This is a genomic window from Streptomyces alboflavus (genome assembly GCF_000716675.1).
Taxonomy (GTDB): domain Bacteria; phylum Actinomycetota; class Actinomycetes; order Streptomycetales; family Streptomycetaceae; genus Streptomyces; species Streptomyces alboflavus.
Window position 1 is genome coordinate 109,418 of record NZ_JNXT01000011.1, and the last position, 21,126, is coordinate 130,543.

The 21,126-nt window shown below is 72.0% G+C and carries 23 protein-coding genes; 12 read left to right on the forward strand and 11 right to left on the reverse strand.

Features of this window, described 5'->3' with window-relative positions:
- Positions 1–111 precede the first annotated feature (111 nt).
- From OO63_RS11185 to OO63_RS11195, 3 genes are all read left to right on the forward strand, one after another.
- A complete protein-coding gene (locus OO63_RS11185) occupies positions 112–894 on the forward strand; it encodes an IclR family transcriptional regulator (RefSeq protein WP_030359701.1) in 783 nt (260 codons plus the stop codon).
- 155 nt (positions 895–1,049) lie between these two features.
- Complete coding sequence (locus tag OO63_RS11190) at positions 1,050–2,633, forward strand: AMP-binding protein (protein ID WP_030359702.1); 1,584 nt, start codon at positions 1,050–1,052, stop codon at positions 2,631–2,633.
- 297 nt (positions 2,634–2,930) lie between these two features.
- Positions 2,931–4,151 carry a glycosyltransferase gene (locus tag OO63_RS11195; RefSeq protein WP_030359703.1) on the forward strand — a complete coding sequence of 407 codons (1,221 nt, stop codon included), beginning with the start codon at positions 2,931–2,933 and terminating at the stop codon, positions 4,149–4,151.
- Positions 4,152–4,253: 102 nt separating this feature from the next.
- Here the strand turns inward: OO63_RS11195 and OO63_RS11200 are convergent, their stop codons facing one another.
- Positions 4,254–4,946: a TetR/AcrR family transcriptional regulator gene (locus OO63_RS11200; RefSeq protein WP_030359704.1), complete on the reverse strand. Its 693-nt coding sequence runs from the start codon at positions 4,944–4,946 to the stop codon at positions 4,254–4,256.
- A 107-nt stretch (positions 4,947–5,053) separates the two neighbouring features.
- Here OO63_RS11200 and OO63_RS11205 point away from each other — a divergent pair, with 107 nt between their 5' ends.
- The 3 genes from OO63_RS11205 to OO63_RS11215 all read left to right on the forward strand — a co-directional run bounded on the left by OO63_RS11205 (position 5,054) and on the right by OO63_RS11215 (position 7,651).
- Entirely contained in the window at positions 5,054–5,833 is a 780-nt protein-coding gene (locus tag OO63_RS11205) for a hypothetical protein (protein ID WP_030359705.1), read from the forward strand.
- Between the two features lie 57 nt (positions 5,834–5,890).
- The gene (locus OO63_RS11210) at positions 5,891–6,541 is read left to right on the forward strand and encodes a class I SAM-dependent DNA methyltransferase (protein ID WP_030359706.1); all 651 of its coding nucleotides are present in this window, start codon (positions 5,891–5,893) and stop codon (positions 6,539–6,541) included.
- A 120-nt stretch (positions 6,542–6,661) separates the two neighbouring features.
- Entirely contained in the window at positions 6,662–7,651 is a 990-nt protein-coding gene (locus tag OO63_RS11215; protein WP_033264019.1) for an alpha/beta fold hydrolase, read from the forward strand.
- Positions 7,652–7,658: 7 nt separating this feature from the next.
- Here OO63_RS11215 and OO63_RS11220 read toward each other — a convergent pair whose 3' ends face one another.
- The 5 genes from OO63_RS11220 to OO63_RS11235 all read right to left on the reverse strand — a co-directional run bounded on the left by OO63_RS11220 (position 7,659) and on the right by OO63_RS11235 (position 11,274).
- A complete protein-coding gene (locus tag OO63_RS11220; RefSeq protein ID WP_157853981.1) occupies positions 7,659–8,885 on the reverse strand; it encodes an RICIN domain-containing protein in 1,227 nt (408 codons plus the stop codon).
- Positions 8,886–9,004: 119 nt separating this feature from the next.
- Entirely contained in the window at positions 9,005–10,075 is a 1,071-nt protein-coding gene (locus OO63_RS11225) for a hypothetical protein (RefSeq protein ID WP_030359709.1), read from the reverse strand.
- Positions 10,076–10,276: 201 nt separating this feature from the next.
- Entirely contained in the window at positions 10,277–10,444 is a 168-nt protein-coding gene (locus tag OO63_RS45360) for a hypothetical protein (RefSeq protein ID WP_157853982.1), read from the reverse strand.
- A gap of 36 nt (positions 10,445–10,480) precedes the next feature.
- Positions 10,481–11,011 (reverse strand): hypothetical protein, encoded by a 531-nt coding sequence (locus OO63_RS11230; RefSeq protein WP_157853983.1) that lies wholly within the window; start codon positions 11,009–11,011, stop codon positions 10,481–10,483.
- A gap of 29 nt (positions 11,012–11,040) precedes the next feature.
- Positions 11,041–11,274 carry a hypothetical protein gene (locus OO63_RS11235; protein WP_030359711.1) on the reverse strand — a complete coding sequence of 78 codons (234 nt, stop codon included), beginning with the start codon at positions 11,272–11,274 and terminating at the stop codon, positions 11,041–11,043.
- Between the two features lie 110 nt (positions 11,275–11,384).
- Between OO63_RS11235 and OO63_RS11240 the strand changes: the two genes are divergently transcribed.
- Together OO63_RS11240 and OO63_RS11245 are read left to right on the forward strand one after the other, a co-directional pair.
- Complete coding sequence (locus OO63_RS11240) at positions 11,385–12,212, forward strand: helix-turn-helix domain-containing protein (RefSeq protein ID WP_030359712.1); 828 nt, start codon at positions 11,385–11,387, stop codon at positions 12,210–12,212.
- Positions 12,196–12,378, forward strand: coding sequence for a DUF397 domain-containing protein (locus OO63_RS11245; RefSeq protein ID WP_030359713.1), 183 nt, complete (start codon positions 12,196–12,198; stop codon positions 12,376–12,378). The genes OO63_RS11240 and OO63_RS11245 overlap by 17 nt, the downstream gene beginning before the upstream one ends.
- A gap of 4 nt (positions 12,379–12,382) precedes the next feature.
- Here the strand turns inward: OO63_RS11245 and OO63_RS11250 are convergent, their stop codons facing one another.
- The gene (locus tag OO63_RS11250; protein WP_157853984.1) at positions 12,383–13,222 is read right to left on the reverse strand and encodes a bacteriocin fulvocin C-related protein; all 840 of its coding nucleotides are present in this window, start codon (positions 13,220–13,222) and stop codon (positions 12,383–12,385) included.
- A gap of 285 nt (positions 13,223–13,507) precedes the next feature.
- On the opposite strand from OO63_RS11250, the gene OO63_RS11255 reads away from it, so the two are divergent.
- Both OO63_RS11255 and OO63_RS11260 read left to right on the forward strand, forming a co-directional pair.
- Positions 13,508–14,413, forward strand: a complete 906-nt coding sequence (locus tag OO63_RS11255; RefSeq protein ID WP_157853985.1) for a helix-turn-helix domain-containing protein — start codon at positions 13,508–13,510, stop codon at positions 14,411–14,413.
- An 89-nt stretch (positions 14,414–14,502) separates the two neighbouring features.
- Complete coding sequence (locus OO63_RS11260; protein ID WP_030359716.1) at positions 14,503–15,267, forward strand: alpha/beta fold hydrolase; 765 nt, start codon at positions 14,503–14,505, stop codon at positions 15,265–15,267.
- A gap of 17 nt (positions 15,268–15,284) precedes the next feature.
- Here OO63_RS11260 and OO63_RS11265 read toward each other — a convergent pair whose 3' ends face one another.
- On the reverse strand, positions 15,285–16,247 hold the full coding sequence (locus OO63_RS11265; RefSeq protein ID WP_030359717.1) for a zinc-dependent alcohol dehydrogenase family protein: 963 nt from the start codon (positions 16,245–16,247) through the stop codon (positions 15,285–15,287).
- A gap of 111 nt (positions 16,248–16,358) precedes the next feature.
- Between OO63_RS11265 and OO63_RS11270 the strand changes: the two genes are divergently transcribed.
- Positions 16,359–16,997, forward strand: a complete 639-nt coding sequence (locus OO63_RS11270; RefSeq protein WP_030359718.1) for a TetR/AcrR family transcriptional regulator — start codon at positions 16,359–16,361, stop codon at positions 16,995–16,997.
- 179 nt (positions 16,998–17,176) lie between these two features.
- Positions 17,177–18,559, forward strand: coding sequence for a hypothetical protein (locus OO63_RS43405; protein ID WP_051810753.1), 1,383 nt, complete (start codon positions 17,177–17,179; stop codon positions 18,557–18,559).
- 51 nt (positions 18,560–18,610) lie between these two features.
- On the opposite strand, the gene OO63_RS11280 is transcribed toward OO63_RS43405, so the two are convergent.
- From OO63_RS11280 to OO63_RS11290, 3 genes are all read right to left on the reverse strand, one after another.
- Positions 18,611–19,069, reverse strand: coding sequence for a hypothetical protein (locus OO63_RS11280; RefSeq protein ID WP_030359720.1), 459 nt, complete (start codon positions 19,067–19,069; stop codon positions 18,611–18,613).
- 74 nt (positions 19,070–19,143) lie between these two features.
- On the reverse strand, positions 19,144–19,788 hold the full coding sequence (locus tag OO63_RS11285) for a LuxR C-terminal-related transcriptional regulator (RefSeq protein WP_030359721.1): 645 nt from the start codon (positions 19,786–19,788) through the stop codon (positions 19,144–19,146).
- The gene (locus OO63_RS11290; protein ID WP_033264020.1) at positions 19,752–21,083 is read right to left on the reverse strand and encodes a sensor histidine kinase; all 1,332 of its coding nucleotides are present in this window, start codon (positions 21,081–21,083) and stop codon (positions 19,752–19,754) included. Before OO63_RS11290 ends, OO63_RS11285 begins: the two co-directional genes overlap by 37 nt.
- Between the last annotated feature and the right edge of the window lie 43 nt (positions 21,084–21,126).

Genomic DNA, 21,126 nt, shown 5'->3' on the forward strand with positions numbered 1-21,126 from the left:
CCGCCTCGTCGCGGGGGCCTTCGCATTCGGCTTGTCTGGGACTCCAAGTCCCGTTCCCCGCACATCTAATGTGGTGCGCCACGGAGCACCGGGGGACCATCCGGGGGGACCATGGAGCAGGGGCGTGGCGCGCGGGCGGGCGGGGAGGCCGGGTCCCCGGGCGGGCGGGGTGTGCTCGCGGGGGCCTTCGTGGTCCTGGAGGAGATGGCGCGCGTCGGCGAGGTGGGACTGAGCGCGCTGGCCGCAGGGACCGGGCTGCCGAAGACCACCGTGTACCGGCTCCTCGGGCAGCTCGTCGAGCTCGGCGCCGTGGAGCAGCACCAGGGCCGCTATCGCGTCGGCGCGACCCTCGCCCGGCTCGGGCGGTCGTGGACCGCGCACCGGTTCCTCACGCGGAGCGCCGCCGGGCCGCTGCGGCACCTCGCCCTGGAGACCCGGGCCACGGTGTGCGTGGCCATCCCGTCCGGCGGGCGCATGACGGTCGTGACCGGGATCGCGGCCGCCGCCCGGGAGTTCTTCCCGCACCTGCCCGGGCAGACCCTCCCGCCCGACAGCGCTGCCGACGTCGTCTTCGCCGCCTCGGGGGCGCCGTCGTCCGCCCGCACGCCCCCGGCCGCGCCCCCACCACCCGGCCATACCTCGAACCAGTGGGCCCGGCGGCTGCGCACCGCCCGTGAGCAGGGCCTCGACCTCCACCAGTACGAGTGGGGCGGCGAACGGCTCTGCCTCGCGGTGCCCGTGCACGCCGCCTCCGGCGAGATCGTCGCCGCCGTGGGCGTGGCCGTGCCCGACCCGCGCCGCCTCGCGCACACCACGGAGGTCGCGCGGCGCAGCGCCCGCATGCTCAGCACCAGCATCCAGCGGCTCCCGCCGCCCGGACGCCGCAACACCTGAGCCGCCCGGCCGGGCCCAGCCCCAGGTCAGGCCCAGCCCCAAGTCAGGCCCAGCCCCAGGTCAAGCCGCCCCCAGGTCAGGGCCCTGCTGCCAAGGCCACCCCCCGATGCCTACGATGCGCCATGGACGCAGGACGGCAGCGCGAGGGGGCGGACATGGGTGCAGAAGCGGGCACGGAGATCGGGTTCGGCGCGGTCGCCGCCGCGCACCCCGACCGGACCGCCCTCGTCGAGCCCGACGGCACCACCCTCTCGTACGGGGATCTTGCCGCCCGGGTGCACCGGCTCGCGCACGCCCTCGCCGGGCTCGGGCTCGGCCCGGGGGACTGTGTCGCCGCGATGCTGCCCAACAGCCGCGCCTTCTTCGAACTGCGGCTCGCCACCGGCCGCTCGGGCCTCTACTTCACGCCGTTCAGCCACCACTTCACCACCGCCGAGGTGACGCACGTCGTCGCCGACAGCGGGGCGCGGGTGGTGGTCGTGGACGCCTCGCTGCTCGACGTGGCGGGGCCCGCGCTGGACGCGGCGGGGATCCCGGCGGAGCGGCGGCTGGTGTGGCGGGCCGGGCAGGCGTCCCAGGAGCCTGCCGTTCCGCCACCCGGCTGGACCGACTACGCGTCACTCCTCGCCGCCGACCCCGCCACGCCGCCCCCGCACCCCCGCGCGGGCGCCGTCATGCTCTACACCTCCGGCACCACAGGACGCCCCAAGGCCGTCCGCCGCGCGCTGTCCGAGGCGCCGCCGGGGCCGAGCCCGTACGAGCTGGACTTCATGGCGCGCGTCGGCGTGCGCGCGGGGGCGTACACGCAGTTGTGCGCCGCCCCGCTGTACCACGCGGCGCCCGGCCTGTTCGCGAACATGGCGATGCAGCTCGGGCACACGGCCGTGATCGCCGAACGGCCGGGCACGGAGGACTGGTTGGAGCTGATCGACCGGCATCGGGTGGACGCGCTGTTCGCGGTGCCGACGGTCCTGCACCGGCTCCTGCGGCTGCCCGCCGAGGTGCGCGGGCAGTACGACGTGTCGAGCCTGAGCGCCGTCGTGCACGGCGCCGCGCCCTGCCCGCCCGAGGTGAAGCGGCGCGCGATCGACTGGCTCGGACCGGTCCTGTACGAGTTCTACGCCGCCACCGAGGGCGGGGTCTCCGCCGCGGACAGCGCGGACTGGCTGGCCAGGCCCGGCACCGTGGGGCGGCCTCTCGCGGGCACCGAGGTGCGGATCCTGGACGGTGACGGGCGGCCGGTCGCGGCCGGGGAGACCGGCGGGGTGTACTTCCGGCCCGCCGTGCCGTTCGCGTACCACAAGGACGCCGAGAAGACCGAACGGTCCATGCGGGACGGGTACTTCACGGCGGGGGACGAGGGGTACGTCGACGAGGACGGCTGGCTGTACCTCCGGGACCGGCGCACCGACCTGATCATCTCCGGGGGAGTGAACGTCTACCCGGCGGAGGTCGAGGCCGTCCTGATCGCGCACCCGGACGTCGCGGACGTGGCCGTGGTCGGGGTGCCGGACGCGGAGTGGGGGCAGCGGGTCGCCGCCGTCGTGCAGTCCGAGCCGGGGATACCGGGCGACGACGCGTTCGCCGACCGCCTCGCCGCGCACTGCCGGGGCGCGCTCGCCGGGTTCAAGGTGCCGCGCGTGATCGAGTTCCGGGAGCGGGTGCCCAGGTCGGAGGCGGGGAAGGTGCTGCGGCGCGAGATCCGCGTCGACGGGGCGGGTCCGGTGTCCGGCGCCTAGCGGAAGCGGGTCCGGTGTCCGGCGCCTGGCGGAAGCGGGTCCGGTGTCCGGCGCCTGGCGGAAGCGGGTCCGGTGTCCGGCGCCTGGCGGAAGCAGGTCCGTTGCCGGGCGCCTGAGGGCACAGAAAGCGGGCCGGGGCACAGAAAAAGGCGGGCACCCTCTCCCCGCCACTCTCAACGTATAGCTCACCGGGGGGCTTGCGGCAAGGCCCCCGTGGTGCCGCAGAATCGCCCGCCGAGGCCGGGAACCACGGCCTCGGGGAGCGGAACTCGGGGAGCGGACATGGGGAGTGGCGAGATGCGTGTGGTGCTTTCGACGTACGGGTCGCGTGGGGATGTCGAGCCGCTGGTGGGGCTCGCGGTGCGGCTGCGGGAGCTGGGCGCGGAGGTACGGGTGTGCGCGCCGCCGGACGAGGAGTTCGCCGAGCGTCTCGCCGGTGTCGGGGTGGAGATGGTGCCGGTCGGCCTCTCGGCGCGGGAGCTGACGACGGCGGCGCGGCAGCCGAAGTCCCTGCCGGAGCGCGCGGCCGAGCTGATCGCGAGCCAGCTCGACGCGGTCACGGCGGCGGCCGAGGGGTGTGACGCCCTGGTGGCGACCGGCATGATGCCCGCCGTGGCGGGTGCGCGGTCGGTGGCGGAGAAGCTGGGCGTGCCGTCGGTGTCGGTGACGTTCCAGCAGCTCACGCTGCCGTCGCCGCACCACGCGCCGCTGGCGTACCCGGGCCGTCCGTTCCCGCCGGAGGTGACCGACAACAGCGTGCTGTGGGACCTGGACGCCCGCAGCATCGACGTCCTGTTCGGGGACGCGGTCAACAGCAACCGGGCGTCGATCGGCCTGCCTCCGGTGGCCGGCGTCCGCGACTACGTCCTCGGCGACCGGCCGTGGCTGGCGACGGACCCCGTCCTCGACCCCTGGCGTCCCGCCGGGGGCGCGGGTTTCGGCTTCGACGTCGTGCAGACCGGCGCGTGGATCCTGCCGGACGAACGCCCGCTCCCCGACGGCCTCTCGGAGTTCCTGGAGGCGGGTGCGCCACCGGTGTACGTGGGCTTCGGCAGCATGCCGATGCACGGCTCCGACGACGTGGCCAGGGTGGCCATCGAGGCGGTACGCGCACAGGGCCGCCGGGTCCTCGTCCGGCGCGGCTGGGCGGACCTGGACCTGATCGACGACCAGGACGACTGCTTCGTCGTGGGCGAGGTCAACCAGCAGGCGCTGTTCCGCAGGGTCGCGGCCGTCGTGCACCACGGCGGCGCGGGTACGACGACGACGGCGGCCCGCGCGGGCGGCCCCCAGGTGGTCGTGCCGCAGGCGACGGACCAGCCGTACTGGGCGGGCCGGGTCGCCGAGTTGGGCATCGGCGTGGCGCACGACGGGCCGACGCCGACCTTCGCGTCCCTGTCGGCGGCGCTGAGGGTGGCCCTGGCGCCGGAGACTCGGGACGGGGCGGCGGCCGTGGCGGCGGCGATCATCGACGACGGGGCGGCGGTGGCGGCGAAGCTGGTCCTCTGCCTGAAGTAGGCCGAGCGGGCCAGGCAGGCCAGGCAGGCCGAGCGGCGCAGGCAGGCCGAGCGGCGCAGACAGGCCGAGCGGCCCAGGCAGGCCACGCGGCCCGAGCGGACCTCAGAGCCCCAACCCCCGCACCAGATCCCGCAGTTCGTCCCCGTACAGCACCGCCGGATTGTCGATCTGCGGCCGCAGAAGACCGTCGATCTCCAGCGTCACGAGCCCGTGCATCCGCCCCCACACCCGCAGCGACAGGGCGAGCACGGCCGGAGTGAGGTCGGGGAAGGCGGCGCGGGCCACGGCGGTGAACGCCGGGTCGAAGTCGCCCCAGGCGTAGGAGCTGCCGCCGAGGCCGACGTCCTCGGTGGGCCGCGCCGTCGTCGCGATCTCCACGATCCCGAGGCACAGCTCGTACTCCGCCTCGGCGCTCTCGGCGGTGTCCCCGCGCGCCGCCCGGCTCCGTCCGCTGAACAACAACCGGAACTCCTGCGGATGCGCGAGCGCCCACGCTCGGTACGCGAGCCCGTGGGCCAGGGCCCGCGCACCCGGGTCCCCCGCGGGGTGCGCGTCGCGGGCCACGCGCAGGTGCGCGGCCAGGTCCCGGTAGGCATCCGCCGCGAGCGCCGCGAGGAGGGCCTCGCGGGTGTCGAAGTAGCTGTAGAAGGTGCCGGGTGCCATGCCCATGTCGCGGGCGATGCCCCGCAGGGCCACGGCCTCGGCGCCCTCCTCCACCAGGTGTTTCAGGGCGGTCGCCTTGATCTCGGCGGTGGTCTGGGCGCGATGGCGTTCGCGGCGGCTCGCAGCAGGCATGGCTCCATAGTACGGCGAGCAAAGGTTGAACAGTGTTTGGAAACTGGTCGGTGTTCGAGTTATGGTCCTGGCACATCCGGAAACCCGCGACAGCGAAGGGGTGTGGCATGACCACGCACACGTACGGACCCGGCCCGATCAAGGCCTACGACATCGGCCCGATCCCGATGGAGGCCGCGTTCACGTCGGACTTCCCGCTGGCGGCGGGCATCGGCGCGGCGGACGTGCAGGACATCGTGGACAAGCAGGAGGTCGAGCGGCGGGTCATGGACGTAAGGACCGGCATGTACGCGAAGTACATGCCGAGCCGGATCGACGAGGCGGCGGGGCGGCACTACACGGGCGGCCGGTACCTCTTCGAGACGTGGGCCGACGTCGTCGACTACGAGCGGTTCACCAGCCAGGAGCTGGAGTTCGAGCCGGGCGTGAAGTTCTGGAGCCGCCCGTTCTTCCAGGACGTGGAGCGGTTCGTGTGGCGGGTCGCGGGGGCGCACAACTTCCTGCCCCTGGACGCGCACCACGTGAGCCGGTTCGAGCGGTTCCGGTACGAGGGCGACGGGGAGGCGGCCCTGGAGCGGGCGTGGGGGACGGTCCGCGACGAGGCCGGGGCGCGCGGGCTCGCGGCCGTGTGGCTGCTGCACCAGCCGGAGCAGCGCCTCATCGGCCTGCACACGGTGGCCACCGGGCTCACCCCGGCCGACCTGGAGGCCGCGCCGTCCCTCGGCGCGCTGCTCCCCGCATCCCTCGCCCCCGAGCGGTACTTCGACCGGTCGAGCCGCATCCTCTCCCTCTGGCTGCCGAAGTCGCGCCTCGCGGGCGGCGCGCCCTCGGCCTACCCGTCGGCGCCGCTGCTCCCGCTGCCGTCGGTGGCGGCGCAGGAGGTCTGACCGCACGGGCGTTGTCAGCGGGACGGCGTTGTCAGTGGGTCCGAGTAGCGTCCCCGCATGCCTGAAGACGCGTACGTGACCAAGACGAGGACCTCCTACGACGCCATCGCCGAGGCCGTCGAGAAGGAGTGGCGGGGCGAGCTGGACTCCTGGCCGCTCGCCCGGGCGATGTTCGCGGCGTACGCGGAGCTGGTGCGGGACGCGGGCGGGGGCACGGTCGCCGACATCGGGTGCGGGACCGGCGAGGTGAGCGCCATCCTCAGCTCGCTCGGGCTGCGGATGCGGGGGATCGACCTGTCGCCGGGGATGCTGGCGCTGGCCCGCGCGAAGTATCCGCACCTGCCGTTCGAGGAGGGCTCGATGACGGCCCTCGACCTGCCGGACGGGGAGCTGGGCGGGGTGGTCGCGTGGTACTCGACGATCCACATCCCGCCGGCCGACCTGCCGAAGGTCTTCGCCGAGTTCCACCGCGTCCTCGCCCCCGGCGGCCAGCTCCTGCTCGGCTTCCAAGTGGGCGACGACATCCGGCACTTCGACGAGGCGTTCGGGCACGAGGTGGACCTGGACTTCCAGCGCCGGCGGCCCGAGCAGGTCACGGAGCTGCTGCGGGAGGCCGGGTTCGCCGCGCACGGATATCTGCTCCGGGAGCCGTACGAGGGCGAGCGCACCCAGCACGCGCACCTCCTGGCGGCGAAGCCGCGCGCGTAGGCCGCCCTGCCGGGACCGCCCGGCCCGGGGCCGTTTTTGCCGGACCGGCAACAACCCTCGGCGTCCGCCCCCGCCCCCGTACAGACTCGTGACGAGCCACCCCGCACATCCGGAGGAGCCATGACCGTGACCGCCCTTGACGTGAAGCACCACCTCCTTGAGCTGCCCGAGAGCCCCGGCATCCGTATCCACGCCGTGGAGCAGGGCACCGGCCCGCTGGTCCTCCTGGTGCACGGCTTCCCCGAGACCTGGTACTCGTGGCGGCGCCAGCTCCCGGCGCTCGCGGCGGCCGGGTACCGGGCGGTGGCGGTCGACGTGCGCGGGTACGGCCGCTCGTCGAAGCCGCGGGAGACGGCGGCGTACGGGATGCTCGCGCACGTCGCCGACAACGTGGGCGTCGTCCGCGCCCTCGGTGAGGACAGCGCGGTGATCGTCGGCCACGACTGGGGCTCGCCCATCGCGGCGAACTCCGCGCTCCTGCGCCCGGACGTCTTCCGGGCCGCCGCCCTGATGAGCGTGCCGTACGCGCCCCGGGGCGGCCCCCGGCCCACCGACGCGTTCGCCGCGATCCCCGGCGACGAGGACTTCTACATCAGCCACTTCCAGGTGCCGGGCCGCGCCGAGGCCGAGATGGAGCCGGACGTGCGCGGCTGGATCGCGGGCTTCTACACGGCCCTGTCCGGCGACACGATGCCGCCGCCGGACGCCCCGAGCCTGCACTTCGTGCCGAAGGGCGGCCGGATGCGCGACCGCTTCCCGCAGGGCGGCCGGCGGCCGGAGTGGCTGTCGGAGGAGGAACTGGACGTGTACGCAGCCGAGTTCGAGCGGGGCGGCATGAGTGGGCCGCTCGGCAGGTACCGCAACTTGGACCGCGACTGGGCGGACCTGGCGGCATGGGACGGGGCGGCCCTCACCCAGCCGTCCCTGTTCGTCGCGGGCGAGCTCGACCCGTCCCTCCAGTGGCTTTCGGCCGCCCTCGACGCGTATCCCGTGACGCTCCCCGGCCTCGCCGCGTCCCACATCCTCAAGGGCTGCGGGCACTGGGTGCAGCAGGAGCGGGCCGAGGAGGTCAACGGCATCCTGGTGAGCTGGCTGCGGTCCGTGGTCTGACCCGGCGCTACAGCCACACCCCGTTGAGGAAGGGGTAGGCGTCCGTGAGCTTCGTCGGGACCTGCACCAGCTTTCCCTCGCTGACGATCACGAACCGGTCGCCCTTGAGGAGGAAGTAGTGCATGGCGTCGTCGAAGGGCGCGGACGTGGCGGTGTCGAGGTCGTGCAGGAACTCGTCGGGCGCGTGCGGCAGCCTGAACTCCTGCGTGTACTCGGGGCTGTCGAGCATCGTGAGCACGGCGCGGTCCTTGAGGAAGTACACGACGCGCTCGCCCTTGGGGTCGGCGGCGGTCGCGGCCTTGATCTCCTCCTCCTGGAGGCGGGACGGGAGCAGCCTGGCCGTGTCGGCGAGCGACCGCTCCGAGAACTCCCGCAGGTCGTGGCCGAGTACGGCGGTGTGCGTGTAGGAGCTGGCCCTACGGGTGTTGATGACGTCCGCGGCGGCCGACGGGAAGCCGTGCGGGAGCCGCTGGAACTGCTCGCTGGCCTTCTTCGGCCCGGCCTCGACGCCGAGCCGGGGCGAGAAGCGGATGAACTCGTCGCCGCGGAAGCCGTCGAAGCGCAGATACGGTGCCCGCGGGTCAGGGACGGTCTTGGCCATCGTCTCGAAGACGCCGCCGCCGACGTCCAGGATGCCCTTGACCGCCGACGCGAGGACGTTCGCGGGCGTGGCGAGGGCGCCCGGCGAGACGATCCGCGCGGTCAGCGCGTCGAACGCCTTCGACTCGCCGCGCGCGGGCACGCTCTCCAGGCGCCACGCCTGCGTGCCGCGCCCCTCCTCCGTGCTCGGCTCGCCCTGCTCCAGCTCGGCGCCCGGGTCCTGCCGCTCGCCGCGCACCGCGAGGTGCTTGCCGCTGTTGACGTTCACGAAGGAGTAGCGGTCGTCGCCGATCGGCTCCGGCCGCCACAACTGCGTGACCAGCAGGTCGTCCCGCGACTCCGGCGGGCACTGCTGCACCGCCGCGCCCGCGCGGCCCCGGTTCACCATGATGTCCATGCGCAAGGTGCTGTGGATGTTCTGCAGCGTCCACGCGCCCTCGCGTGCGCTGTGCGGCTTCAGATGCCAGAACTGGCGGTGCCGCTCCACCCCTTCGGCGTGCAGCGCCTCCAGTACGACCTTCGCGCCCTGCTTGGCGCCTCCTCCTGGCTGCACCCCCGCGTACAGTCCGCTCGCCTCGTTCTTGATGAGGTAGATGCCCTCGGACATTGCTGACTGGCCTGCCTGCGCTGCCACGGTCAACCTCCCGGAACGTCGGGTCGGGCACGCACCCGGCGGTGCGCAGCGGTCAGCCTAGAAGCGGAAGCCGTGATCCCGATACGGCCCGGTTTCGGCCGTTATTAACCCCTCAACGATTAAGAATCGGACTCTTCGGAATCCGACCCGGACTCCGCATCGGACGACGAGGACGACGAGGACGACGAGGACGACGAAGACGACGAGGGCGACGAAGGAGACGACGAGCCGGGCTCGCCCCGGGCGGCACGCGCCTGGGCCTGGGTCCTGAGGAGGTTGTAGTAGAACTCGTAGCTGTGGGTGTGGCCGCTGCGCACCTGGCGCTCGTAGTAGGACTCGAAGTCACCGGGTTCGGCGGAGAAGAGGTCGGCGACCGAGCCCTTCAGGCTCGCGTCCTTCATGACGCGGCGGTGGATCACGATGTTCTTCCACTCGATGCGTTCCACCTCACGGCCGTAGTACCGCTCCGGTGGCAGGCCTTCCTTCTCCGCCTCCCTTTCGAGTGCGCCGCTCTTCGCCTGGTGGTCCAGGTAGGCGCGGCGGCTCTTCTTCGAGGCGTTGAGCAGCTCGAAGACGGCGGCGCCGAAGAGGCGTTCCGGGCCCGCCCTCCGCACGGCGACCTGGAGGTGGTTCAGCATGACCGTCCGGCTGTCCGCCCGCCACTCGCCCACACCCCTGCCCAGCGTGGCGCCGAACCGCACCGTGACGCTGCCGACGGCGGCGAGTTCCCGCTGGAAGTGCGGGGCCACGTGGGCGACGAAGTCGCGGACCTCCTTCATCAGCCAGCCGTCCTGGTCGGTCCGGAAGGTGATGCTTCCCAGGGTGCCGCTGTAGGGGCCCACGTTCCTGGGCTCGCCCTCGGAGCGTGATCCGGCGGCGCCCGGACGGCCTTCGTGGAACTCGCCGTACGCGAGCGCGTCGTCGTCGGCGTCCCTCCCCGGCCGACGCCCCCCGTGCGGGGGCCGCTCATGACCCGACCCGTACGCGAGGTCGTCCTCCAGATCCGGCGAACTGGACCGGGAGCCGCTGCTGCTCCCCTCCTTCCGGTCCTTCCGGTCCTCCCGGGACACCCGCTGCACCGAGACGAGTTGGCTCAGCGCCGCGTTCCCTGCCTTGGGGTGCAGGGCGAGGAAACGTGCGTGCTGCGACGACGTGTTCGACTGCCGAGGGGAGCCCTGCCGGGCCGTCATTGACGCCCGTGGCGTGTGCTCCGATCGCTCACCACGTTCGGCTCTGTCCCGCATGTCGACCCTCCCCGGCCGCTTGATCATTCACGCTAACCCGGCACGGGGCCCTGGCCGGGCGGTGCGTCGGCCCTCGTGCACCTGTGGCCCCCCTCCCTGCCCGAGCGGTCCCAGGGCGATTGCCCTTTCCGGCGCCGTCGGTTCGGTTCACCGCTCGCGGCGGCTCCAGAAGTCGCGCCACCACTGGCCCCGGTCCTCGGGAGGTGGCAGCACGGCCTTGGCGATCCGCGTGGCGCACACGGTGAGCACCAGCAGGAGGACGAGGGGCCAGATCGCCCACCAGGGCGCGTCGAGCAGCAGGTCGAGCAGAGACATCGGTGGCCTTCCCAGCCGGAGCCGGGGGCGTGTCGGCTACGCCGCGCGTGCCTCTCCCAGGGGGCGCGCAGCCGAGACGCCCCATCGAGTGGTGATCGATGGGGAGTTCGGCTGTCCCGGCGCGCGGGGGATCGTGGGGGTGGTCAGGCGGACCACGCCGCACGGTGAGCGGTCGTGTCTGGGGACGGTGTCCACGTACGCGTAGTCGCGCAGGCCGAGTGCCTGTGCCAGGCACTCCCGCACCAGGGTGATCAGGGCGGCCAGCGCGTCCGCCAGGCGGCGGGCCTCCTCGACGTACGCCGCCGTGTGCACCGGCTCGTCGGCGCCGTGCAGTGTCGGCGCTGTGGCCTGCCGCCGGAGGGCGTCTTCCGCCGCCTGCGCGAGCGTCGCACGCAGCGCGGACTCGATCTCCTGGAGGTACCCCAAGTAGTGGAGGTACCACATGGGGGAGCCGACGGGGTGCCCACCACCCCATGCCGCGCGGGAGTTCAGCTCCTGCCTGCCCACGATGTGGACGTTCCGGGGCGTGTAGTGCCGCGCACTCCGGTCTGGCCCCTCGGTCGTCACCCCGTCAGCGTACGAGGCGGGCGCGGCGCCTACCAGTCGTTCCCGTAAAGCTCCGTCTTCCGCTGCCACCACGTCTTCATCTCGCTCTCCTCGACCGGCGTCGCCGCCCGCAGGTCGCCGACGCGGATCGTCGCCACGAAGTGGGTGAACCGGACCCGGCGGAACTCGCCGTCCTCGGCGAGCACCCTCCCCGGGCCGTAGATGTCCGTGCTCGCGTGCGCCACGTATGCGCCCTGCGTGTGCTGTTGCTGGTCCGTTTCCATCGGGGTACCTCTCGCTCTGTGTGCTGTTCCGATCACACAGTGAGGTCGCTGCGGCTAGCCTCGCCAGTAGGTGGGGCTTGACAACTGCGCTGGCACGGGAGGGCGTTGAGATGGCCATCGAGGACAGTCCGGAGTCCCGGCTGCGGTACGGGGAGGAGCTGCGTTCGCGGAGGGAGGGCGCGGGGCTGACCCAGGAGGAGTTGAGTGTGCGGGCGATCATGTCCCGCACCCATATCGCCCACATTGAGGCGGGGCGGCGGCGCCCGTCGTTGGACGACGCGAAGCGTCTGGACGACGTCTTAGAGGCGGGCGGCGTGTTCGTCCGGTTCCTTCCGGTCAAGGCGGAAGGGCGCGTCGCCGAACACTTCGCGGAGGCCGTCGAGTTGGAGAAGCGGGCGACGATGATTCGTACGTTCGCGTCGCAGCTCGTCCCTGGAATGTTGCAGACGAGGGCGTATGCGCGGAGCGTGTTCGTGGGCGGCGACGTTTCCTGGACGGACGAGGAGGTCGACAAGCTCGTTGAGACGCGGCTGGCGCGTGCCCGAATCCTGGAGGACTTCCACGCCCCCCAAGTCTGGTTCGTGCTCGACGAAGCCGTGATCAGGCGTCCGGTGGGCGGCGCAGCCGTGATGTGCGAGCAGCTGCGTCACATCGAGCAGTTGGCGCTCAGTCGACGCATCCGCGTGCACGTGATGCCGTTCTCCGTGGGGTACTACCCGCTACTTGCGGGCTTTGTGTCGCTGATGTGGTTCGACGACCTCCCGCCCATCGCCTACGTGGAAGCCCTGAAGGCAGGCAAGGTGCTGGAGCTTCCGTCAGCGGTGCTCAGCTGCCAGGTCGCCTACGATCGGAGCGTGGGTGACGCCATGTCGTCCGCCCAGTCCCTGGCTCTGATCAGGTCCGTAGCGGAGGAATTCGAGCATGAACAGCACCGGTGACCAGTGGCGTAAGTCGACCTACAGCTCTGCTGACGGCGACGACTGTCTCGAAGTGAACGACGCCCACCGCCCGGCGGGCGTCCCCGTCCGCGACAGCAAGAACCCCCACGGCCCCGCCGTCCTCTTCGGCGCCCCGGCCTGGAAGGCGTTCCTCGCCTCCCTCTGAACCCCTACATGGGAGCGCACCGGCCGTTGCAGTCGAACAGCCAGAGGTCGCCGCAATCACTCGGGATGAGGTTGCAGTTCCCCCGCTTGCAATAGGCGGTGGGGGCGCAGTACGACGACTCCGTCGCGCAGTTGCAGTCGCGCACCGCGATGCCTTCGGCGTCGGCGGGGCCCAACCTGCCCAGCAACGCCTCCGCTTCCGCCACACCCAACGTCTGCCGGGCCCGCTCGCCCAGCCTCCGCACCGCAGGCTTGTGGTCCTGCCGCGAAACGAACACGCGGTCCACCAACCGCGAGGCTTCGTCCACGATCCGCAACTGATCGGCCGACAGGTCGGGACGCGCGGCGCGGTAGCGGGTGAAGTGGCAGAGCCATGCGGCGGCCCGCTCCTCCGGCGACAGCGCGTTGAGGATCGCCTTCCGGTAGGGGACGGTGTGGCGGACTATCTCCTCGTAGGTGCGCGGGAGGCGCCCGGCGTTCGCCTCGACCCAGGAAGCAGCCGCACCTCTCGGGGACTTCGCGAAGGCCGGAGTCGTACCCGTCACGGTCAGGCCGATCGCGACGGCCAGGCCACCCCCGAGCTGGAGGAACCGCTTGCGCCCCATCGCGGTGCCCGTGCTCTCGACGGTGCCCGTGTCGGCTTCCTGCCGGAGACGGCCGAGCGCCTGCAGGACTCGTACGGTCGCTTTCGGCCCGAGCCGCCTGGCCAGTGCGAGCGACATGAGCGGACCGGTCCAGGTGCGCACCGCTTCCCCGTCGACCCGGATGAGGGTGGGGGCCAAGGCGGGCTCTGCGCCGGTGCTCTGCCGCCGCCACGCGCGGACGTCCGCGTGATCGAGGGGCATGACCTCAAGCTTTCCCCGGCTCGCCGTCGACACCGAGGTGGAGATGGCCGAGCAGGTGCTGCACGATCCATCGAATGCCAGGATCCAGCGGGCTTGGTCCTGTCGCGGTCCCATAGTTCCTCCGAACGCTTGGCCGTGTGACGGTCCGGATGACGTGATCCTGGCTTCAAGGACCGCCATGAACATGGCCAGACTGGGGCCGCGGCGGGGCTGCGCCTTGTACGAACGCGCACCCGATCCAGTCCGTGTCGGTCGAGCACGCACGGGTGAAGGACGGTGGTAGGGGTGGCCGGGAGGCCCGCACCGAACGATGTGAGCCTGGCGCGCGCCCGCGTGGGGCGCGACCGGGTGCGCCGCGATCCGCCCGCCCGACTGCGCGCGCACGTCGTCACGTACACCGGATACCGCATGCGTGCCGCGCCGCTTCTGCGCCGAGTGAACCTTCCCTCGACCACCGTGACGGTGTGCCTCACCTGGGGAGCCGCGCTCGACCTCAGCTCGGACCGGGAGTGCTCCGCGGGGCGCAGTGGTCTGGATCCCGTGATGCTGGGGCTTCAGACCGGGCCGGTGATCAGCCACACCAGCGGCACCGGCTACGGCGTCCAGGTCGAGCTGACCCCGCTCGGAGCGTTCACGCTGCTCGGCATGCCGCTGCGGCACCTGGCCGACAGCATGATCCACCCGGCCGATGTGCTGGGGCGGTGCTGGGGCGCGGACCTCACCGAGCAGCTCGCCGACGCGTCCAGTTGGAGAAGGCGCTGGGAGATTCTCGACGAGGCCATCACCCGTCGGCTGGCAGACAGCCGCTGCTGGCCGTCACCGGTGCTGTGCGAGGCGTGGGCCCTGCTGCGGGACTGCCACGGCACCCTTTCGGTCGGTCAGCTGGCCGAGGCCACCGGGCGGAGCCGTCGCCGCCTGGAGATCCTGTTCGCGGAACAGATAGGACTCGCGCCCAAGCGGGTCGCCCGCGTCCTGCGTTTCCAGCGGGCCCTGACGACGCTGCGGACGCCCGGGAGGACGTGGGCCGAGACCGCCGCCGCGTGCGGGTACCACGACCAGGCCCACCTGGCCCGCGAGTTCCGCGCCCTCGCGGGCATGACGGCGACCGACCTCCAGATCCTCGCCCCCCACGGCGTACCGGACCGCACCAGTCCCCGCACCGGCCCCCTGACCTCCGTTCCGACCCCGTGAAGTCCGGGGGTGCGGCTCGTTCCGCGTGCGGACGAAGGTGAAGAGGCCGGTCAGCCACTGTGTCAGTGGAGACGCCTAGCATCCGGATCATGCGCGAGTTCTTCATGGCGGGTGGGCGGCGGCTGTCGTATCTGGACTTCGGGGGTCCGGGGGCCCCGCTGCTGACGCTGCACGGGCATTACAACGAGGGGGCGGCGTTCGCCCCGCTGGCCGAGGCGCTCGCGCCGCGGTGGCGGGTGATCGCGCTCGATCAGCGCGGTCACGGTGAGTCCGATCGTGCCGAGAGCTACGACCGGGGCGACTACGTCGGCGACGTCGCCGCCCTGCACCGGCATCTGGGCCTTGGTGCGGTGGCGGTGCTGGGGCACTCTCTGGGCGGAGTGAACGCCTACCAGTACGCGGCCCGGCAGCCGGACCGGGTCTCCGCCTTGATCGTCGAGGACATCGGCGCGGTCGTGGACGTCGACTGGTCGTTCACCCTGGGGCTGCCCCGCCGTGCGCCGTCGCGTGCGGAGTTGGTGGCTTCGCTCGGCTCGGCGGCCCCTTATCTGGAGTGTTCGTTCCGTCGCGCGGACGACGGGTGGGGATTCTCGTTCGGCATCGAGGACACGGTGGCGTCCCAGAAGGCGCTGTCCGGGGAGCACTGGCGGGACTGGACGGCGGTGGCCTGCCCCACCCTGCTGATCCGAGGCACCCGCAGCGACGAGCTGGCGGCCGGCCATGCCCGGGAGATGATCGCCCGTCGAGCCGGGAGCGCCCGGCTGGTCGAGCTGAGCGCCGGGCATGTCGTGCACCACGATGCCGCGGAGGAGTTCGCCGCCGCAGTCGAGGGCTTTCTGGCCGCCCCTGGCTGACCCCGGGCCCCGCACGCTCAGGGCACCAGCACCACCCTCCCGAACACCCGCCCCTCGTCCATCCCCCGATGGGCCTGCGCCGCCCCGTCCAGCGGCAGCACCTCATGCACGACCCCGCGCAGCTCCCCGCGCGCCGCCTCGGCGAACTGGGCTTCCCGCACCGCCTGCTTGGCGGCGACCGGCACCGTGTCCAAGCTCAGCGTGGCGAACGAGAGCGAGCTGCGGAACCCGGCCAGCAGGCGGGCGCCGAAGTCGGCCGGGGGGAGCCCGGCGATCAGGCCGACGGCCACGAAGCGGCCGTTGGGGTTCAGCTTGTCCAGGAAGAGGGGGAGCTGGGCCCCGCCCGCGATGTCGATCACCACGTCGTACCCCGCGGGCGCGTCGTGCGGACCCTCGCCCGACCGGTCCAGGACATGCGTCGCGCCCAGTTCGCGCAGGCGTGCGCCGCGCTCCGGCGACGACGTGGTGACGGCCACCGCGGAAGCCCCGCCCCGGGTCGCGAGCTGGACCGCGCTGATCCCGATGCTGCCCGCCGCACCGCGCACGAGCACCGTTTCCCCGGGCGTGAACCGGGCCCGCTCCAGGGCGAAGTGAGCGACCACGCCGGAGCTGCCGAGAGCCACCGCCTCGACGCCGCTCAGGCCGTCGGGCAGGGCGACGACCTCGTCGATGTCGGCGACAGCCTGCTCGACGTACCCGCCGGCGAGGCCGGTGAACGCCCACACGCGGCGGCCCAGCCAGGAGGCGTCCACGCCGTCCCCCGTCGCGGTCACGCGGCCCGCGACCTCGCTGCCGAGGACGTGGCCCGGCTCGAAGCCGAAGGTGCCGAGCGTCCCCCGGCGCAGCATGGCGTCGACGCCGCCGACGCCGATCGCCTCCGTGGTGATGCGCACCTGGCCCGGCGCCGGATCCGGCACGGGCAGGTCGACCACCTCCAGGCCGTCCGCGGGCCCGAACTCCTTGATCACGACAGCTTTCATCACGGCTCCTCAGGGGCGGTGAAGGGGTGGGTGCGGGGCGACCGGGCAGGTCGCGCCACCGCCATCGGAACGTAACGTGCGGCCCCGTCCGTTCAGCCGAAGTGAGATGCCATGACTGACCGTTTGACTCGCTCCGACGCCCGGGACAACCGGGCCCGCATCCTGGACGCCGCCCGCGCCGTCTTCAGCGAGGAGGGCCTCGCCGCACCTATGCGCGAGGTCGCCCGGCACGCGGACGTCGGCCCCGCCACGCTCTACCGGCACTTCCCGACCAAGCGGGACCTGATCGGGGCGACCTACGCCGAGCAGCGGCGCGCCTGCCGCGCCCTGGTCCGGGACGCCCTCGCGGACCCGGACCCGTGGCGCGGGCTGCGACGCCTGATCGAGGACATCTGCGAACTGCACGCCCGCAGCCGGGGGTTCGCCGACGCCTTCATGACGGCCTTCCCGGAGGCCGACGACTTCGTCGAGGAACGGCAGCGCACCCTCCGCGCCGTCGAAGACCTGGCCCGCCGCGCCCAGAGATCAGGACACCTTCGGTCCGGATTCGTCGTCGACGACCTGATGCTGATGCTCATGGCCCACCAGGGCATCCAGGACGCCCCACCCGAGACCCGCCTCACGGCTTCCCGCCGCTTCGCCGCGTACATGCTCGAAGCCTTCCGCGCCCACCCCGAGACACAGACCCCCACCCCACTGCCACCGCCTCCGCGCCTGTGCCCCACACACCCGCCCAGGCCTGACCGCTGAGGGGTCCGCTGTACCCCTTGGCCATTCTCAGTCGCAATCGCGCCAGCTGCGTTGTGCTGCCTCTCGGAACGATGAACCCCCCTGGTACGTATGTTCGGCCGTGCCGCGTGGGGTGGCTTCGGCTCACGTGCTGAGGGGGGCTTGTGCAGGGAATCGGAACGCGCAGATCGCGTCTGCGCTTGTCGGCGGTGCTGATACCCGCGCTGTTGGCGGCGGTGGTCGCTCCGTTGGAGAGCGCTCAAGGGTCCGAGGAGCCGGAGCAGGAGGTCATGACGGCCGTCGGGCCGGTCGACGGCAAGCTGCCGGACCTCGACGAGTTGCGGAAGCCGGGAGCCGTTGAGCGTCTGCGCGCTTCTCAAGAGGAGCGGTCGGCGCAAGGGGAGCTGCCGCGGGAGACGGTGGGGCCGGCGCGGGAGGCGATGCCGCGGGCCGGTGCGGACTCGTCGACGGAGGTGGAGGGCGAGGCTGAGGCAAGGGGCAGGGGTGGCTTGTCGGCGGCAGCGGTTACGTTGCCGGAGCCTGCGCACACGATGACTCCCCAGCAGTGCACCAGCGGCCTTGCGGGCAAGAAGTTCTACATCAGGTCACGGTTCGCGGTGTGTTCGGGCAACACGTTCAAGACGGTGTGGCTGCGCGAGGGCCGGCCGGTCGGCGCGAGTTCGTTCACGGTCCTTGCCATCGGGACGATCCCGAAGGACAGCCGCACGATGACTGTCGTCTACCACTTCACCAGCTTCGTGGCGACGGGCGTGCACAATGCGCGGGGCATGCGCATCAGCACCAATGCGAAGATCACGAAGAGTTGGCCGGCTCGCGCGCGCTACAAGCACGGCGGGGTGGGCACCTCCATGCCGGTGAGACGGACCTGGGCCCAGCTTCTTGACGGCGGGAAGTTCAAGCACACGGTGTACGCGGCCGCGGATCAGGGAAGCGGTTCGGACAAGAGCATTTTCGCTGTCTATCAGCCCACCATCAAGGCGACTCCTCCGCCGGGGTGGGGGGAGGTGGACCCCGTCGGCGGTGACCTGTTCATGCTGCCGCCACGCTGGGACAAGGCCAAGTACCTCCCGAACAGCGCGAAGGGTGCGGCGATATTCAGCGTGTCGACCGCGCTGAAGTACAGCACTGCGGGCAGCGCGCCCGAAAAGGACGTGGCGAAGCACATCAAGCTGGCGTTCACGAACCCCGGCCGCACGCAGCCGCCGTACAGCGGGAAGAGGCTGCCCGGGCGGGTCGCGGATGAACCGCTGACACGCCTTTTCAAGGACAAGAATCGACAGAAAGAGAACTACAACAAGTCGCGCTACAACTGCAAGAAGCATTTCGGCGACAACTACACCGATGGTGGAAGGAAGGAGTGCGACGAGTTCCCCTTCAAGACCACCTATGAGGGGTCGGCTGCTTCAAAGTATGACTACCGTGTGCATCCGAAGAATTTCAGCGTGAAGGCGCTGGACAAGAAGTCGAACGGGGCTGCGGGAACGCTGCTCGGTCAGTACTACCGGAAGAACCGGTTGCTCGACGGGCCGGATGACGGGTTCTTGGTCAAGATCACGTCATAGCCGTTGCCAGGCCGGGGGCGGGGGCCGGGTCGCCCTCCCCGGCCCGCGGTGTCAGGCCTGCGGCCAGAACTGCAGCAGATACTGCTCCACACCTTCAACTGCCTCGTCCCGTGCCTGGACTTCGACGTCGGCGCGACCTCGGCATACGGCCCGGACGGTCCAGCTGCCTGCCCCGTCGGACAGGTGGATGGGGTCAAGCATCGGGCCGCTCGCGACGGCGGACGCGCGGAGTTGCCCTGATGTGCTGGTGATCTGGGCGAGGGCGGATTCCTCCCAGTCGCCAGGCGGGGCGGCGGGTTCCTGGTCCCAGACCTCGATCGTCATCGTCGCGGTGTGCGTGTGTCCCGCACTGGTGAAGTCCAGGCGTCCGGTGCGTGCTTGCAGGAAGGGCCCGGCTTCCCACCCTTCGGGGAAGGGAACGGGTACCTGACTGTCGTCCCAGTCCTCAAGGGCAAGGCCGTAGTAGTCGACTTCGACGGGCACTTCCTCGCGGCTGATCAACTCGGCCATGGGGTCTGCCTCCGGGTGGTCATCCTCAGGGACGGGGACACGGTAGGGCATCCCCGCCTCGCGCGGTCGACGCCCTAGCGGTCCAAGTACGCCAGTACGGCGAGCACCCGCCGGTTCGCCGACTCCGTCGGTGGCAGGTGCAGCTTCATGAAGATGTTGCTGACGTGCTTGGCCACGGCCTTCTCCGTCACGAACAGGGTCTCCGCGATGCCCGCGTTGGACAGGCCTTGCGCCAGGCACTCCAGGACCTCGCGCTCGCGCGGGGTGAGGGAGTTCAGGGGCTCGTCCCGGGACTTGCCGGTGACGAGCTTGGAGACCACCTCGGGGTCCATCGCCGTGCCGCCGCCCGCGACGCGCTGGATCGTCGCGATGAACTCGGCGCCGTCGGAGACGCGTTCCTTGAGGATGTAGCCGACGCCCTCGGAGCCGGTGGCCAGCAACTCGTGGGCGTACAGGGGCTCGACGTACTGGGAGAGGAGCAGGACCGGCAGGCCCGGCACCTCCGTCCGGGCCGAGACCGCCGCGCGCAGGCCCTCGTCGCTGAACGTCGGCGGGAGGCGGACGTCGACCACGGCGACGTCGGGGCGCAGGGTCGTCAGGGCCTCGTGGAGGAGAGGGCCGTTGTCGACGGCGGCCAGGACCTCGTGGCCGAAGGCCTCGAGGAGGCGGGTGACCCCGTCCCTCAGCAGGAAGTGGTCTTCGGCGAGGACAACTCGCACGGCAGCTCCATCGTCATCTGGGTCGGGCCGCCCGGCGGGCTGCTCACGGCGAGGACGCCGTCGAAGTGGGCCAGGCGCCGCTCGACCCCGCGCAGTCCGGTCCCGGCCGACACGTCCGCGCCGCCCTGCCCGTCGTCCACGACGGACGCCCGCAGCGCCCCGGCCTCGTACCGCAGGTCGATCCAGCAGCGCTCGCCGCCGGAGTGCTTCGCCGCGTTCGTGAGGATCTCCGCCATCGCGAAGTACATCGCCGACTCGACGGGCGGTTCGGGGCGGGAGGGGAGGTCGATGGCGACCTCGGTGCGCAGGGGGCTGATCATCGCGAGGGAGCGTACGGCATCGGCAAGGCCGCGGTCCGCGAGGATCGGCGGGTGGATGCCCTTGACCAGGTCACGGAGCTCCTTCAGGGCGGCCGTCGAGGACTGGCGGGCCTCGATCAGGAGGTCGCGGACGGCGTCCGGGTCGGTCTCCAGGAGGTGCTCGGCGGCGTTGAGGGTCATGCCCATCGCCACGAGGCGTGCCTGCGCGCCGTCGTGCAGGTCCCGCTCGATGCGGCGGATCTCCGACATCTGGGTGTCCACGGCATCGGAGCGGGTCGTCTTCAGGTGCTCCACGCGGGCCGCGAGCAGCTCGGACTCGCTCGGCGCGAGCAGCAGGTTCAGATAGCGGCCGTGCAGGCGCAGCGCGAACGGGGCCGCCCAGAACACCGACAGGGGGAGCAGTGCCGTCCCGAGCACGCCCGCGAGTGCCGCCGTCGCCGGGTCCCCGACCGGGATGAACAGGAACCACATGCTGTCCCACTCGGCGGGCAGCTCCGTCCCCATCGCCGCCGTCCAGATCCCCCACACCCCGGTGAGGGCGAGCGCCAGCGGCCCGAAGGCGATCGCCCCGCCCACGAACGCGTGCACGTGCACCCAGCGCCAGTCCCGGTGCACCTGGTTGCCCTTGTCGAGCAGCTGCGAGCGCAGCGCCTTCGCCCGCTCCGCGCCGGACGCGGGCAGCTCCGGGTACACCGCGGGGATCTCGACGCCCGACCAGCGCGCCGCGTACGCCCGCTGCCGGTCCGCGAGGGCCCGCACCCTGCGCACCGTGCCCGGAAGCAGCTTCAGGCCCACCGGGCCGCGCAGCGTCGACCACACGACGCCGATCCACAGCGACAGGCACATCGCGCGGTGGGCCTGGAACCACAGGGTCAGGGAGCGGCGGAAGGCCTTGACGCCACCCGTGGCGCTGATGCCACCCGTGGCGCTGAAGCCGCCCGGGGCCGCGTCGGTGTTCTGTCGTGTGCTCTTCATGTACGCATTATCGAAAGCGGCGTGGCCGGAAGGCAGTGGTAGA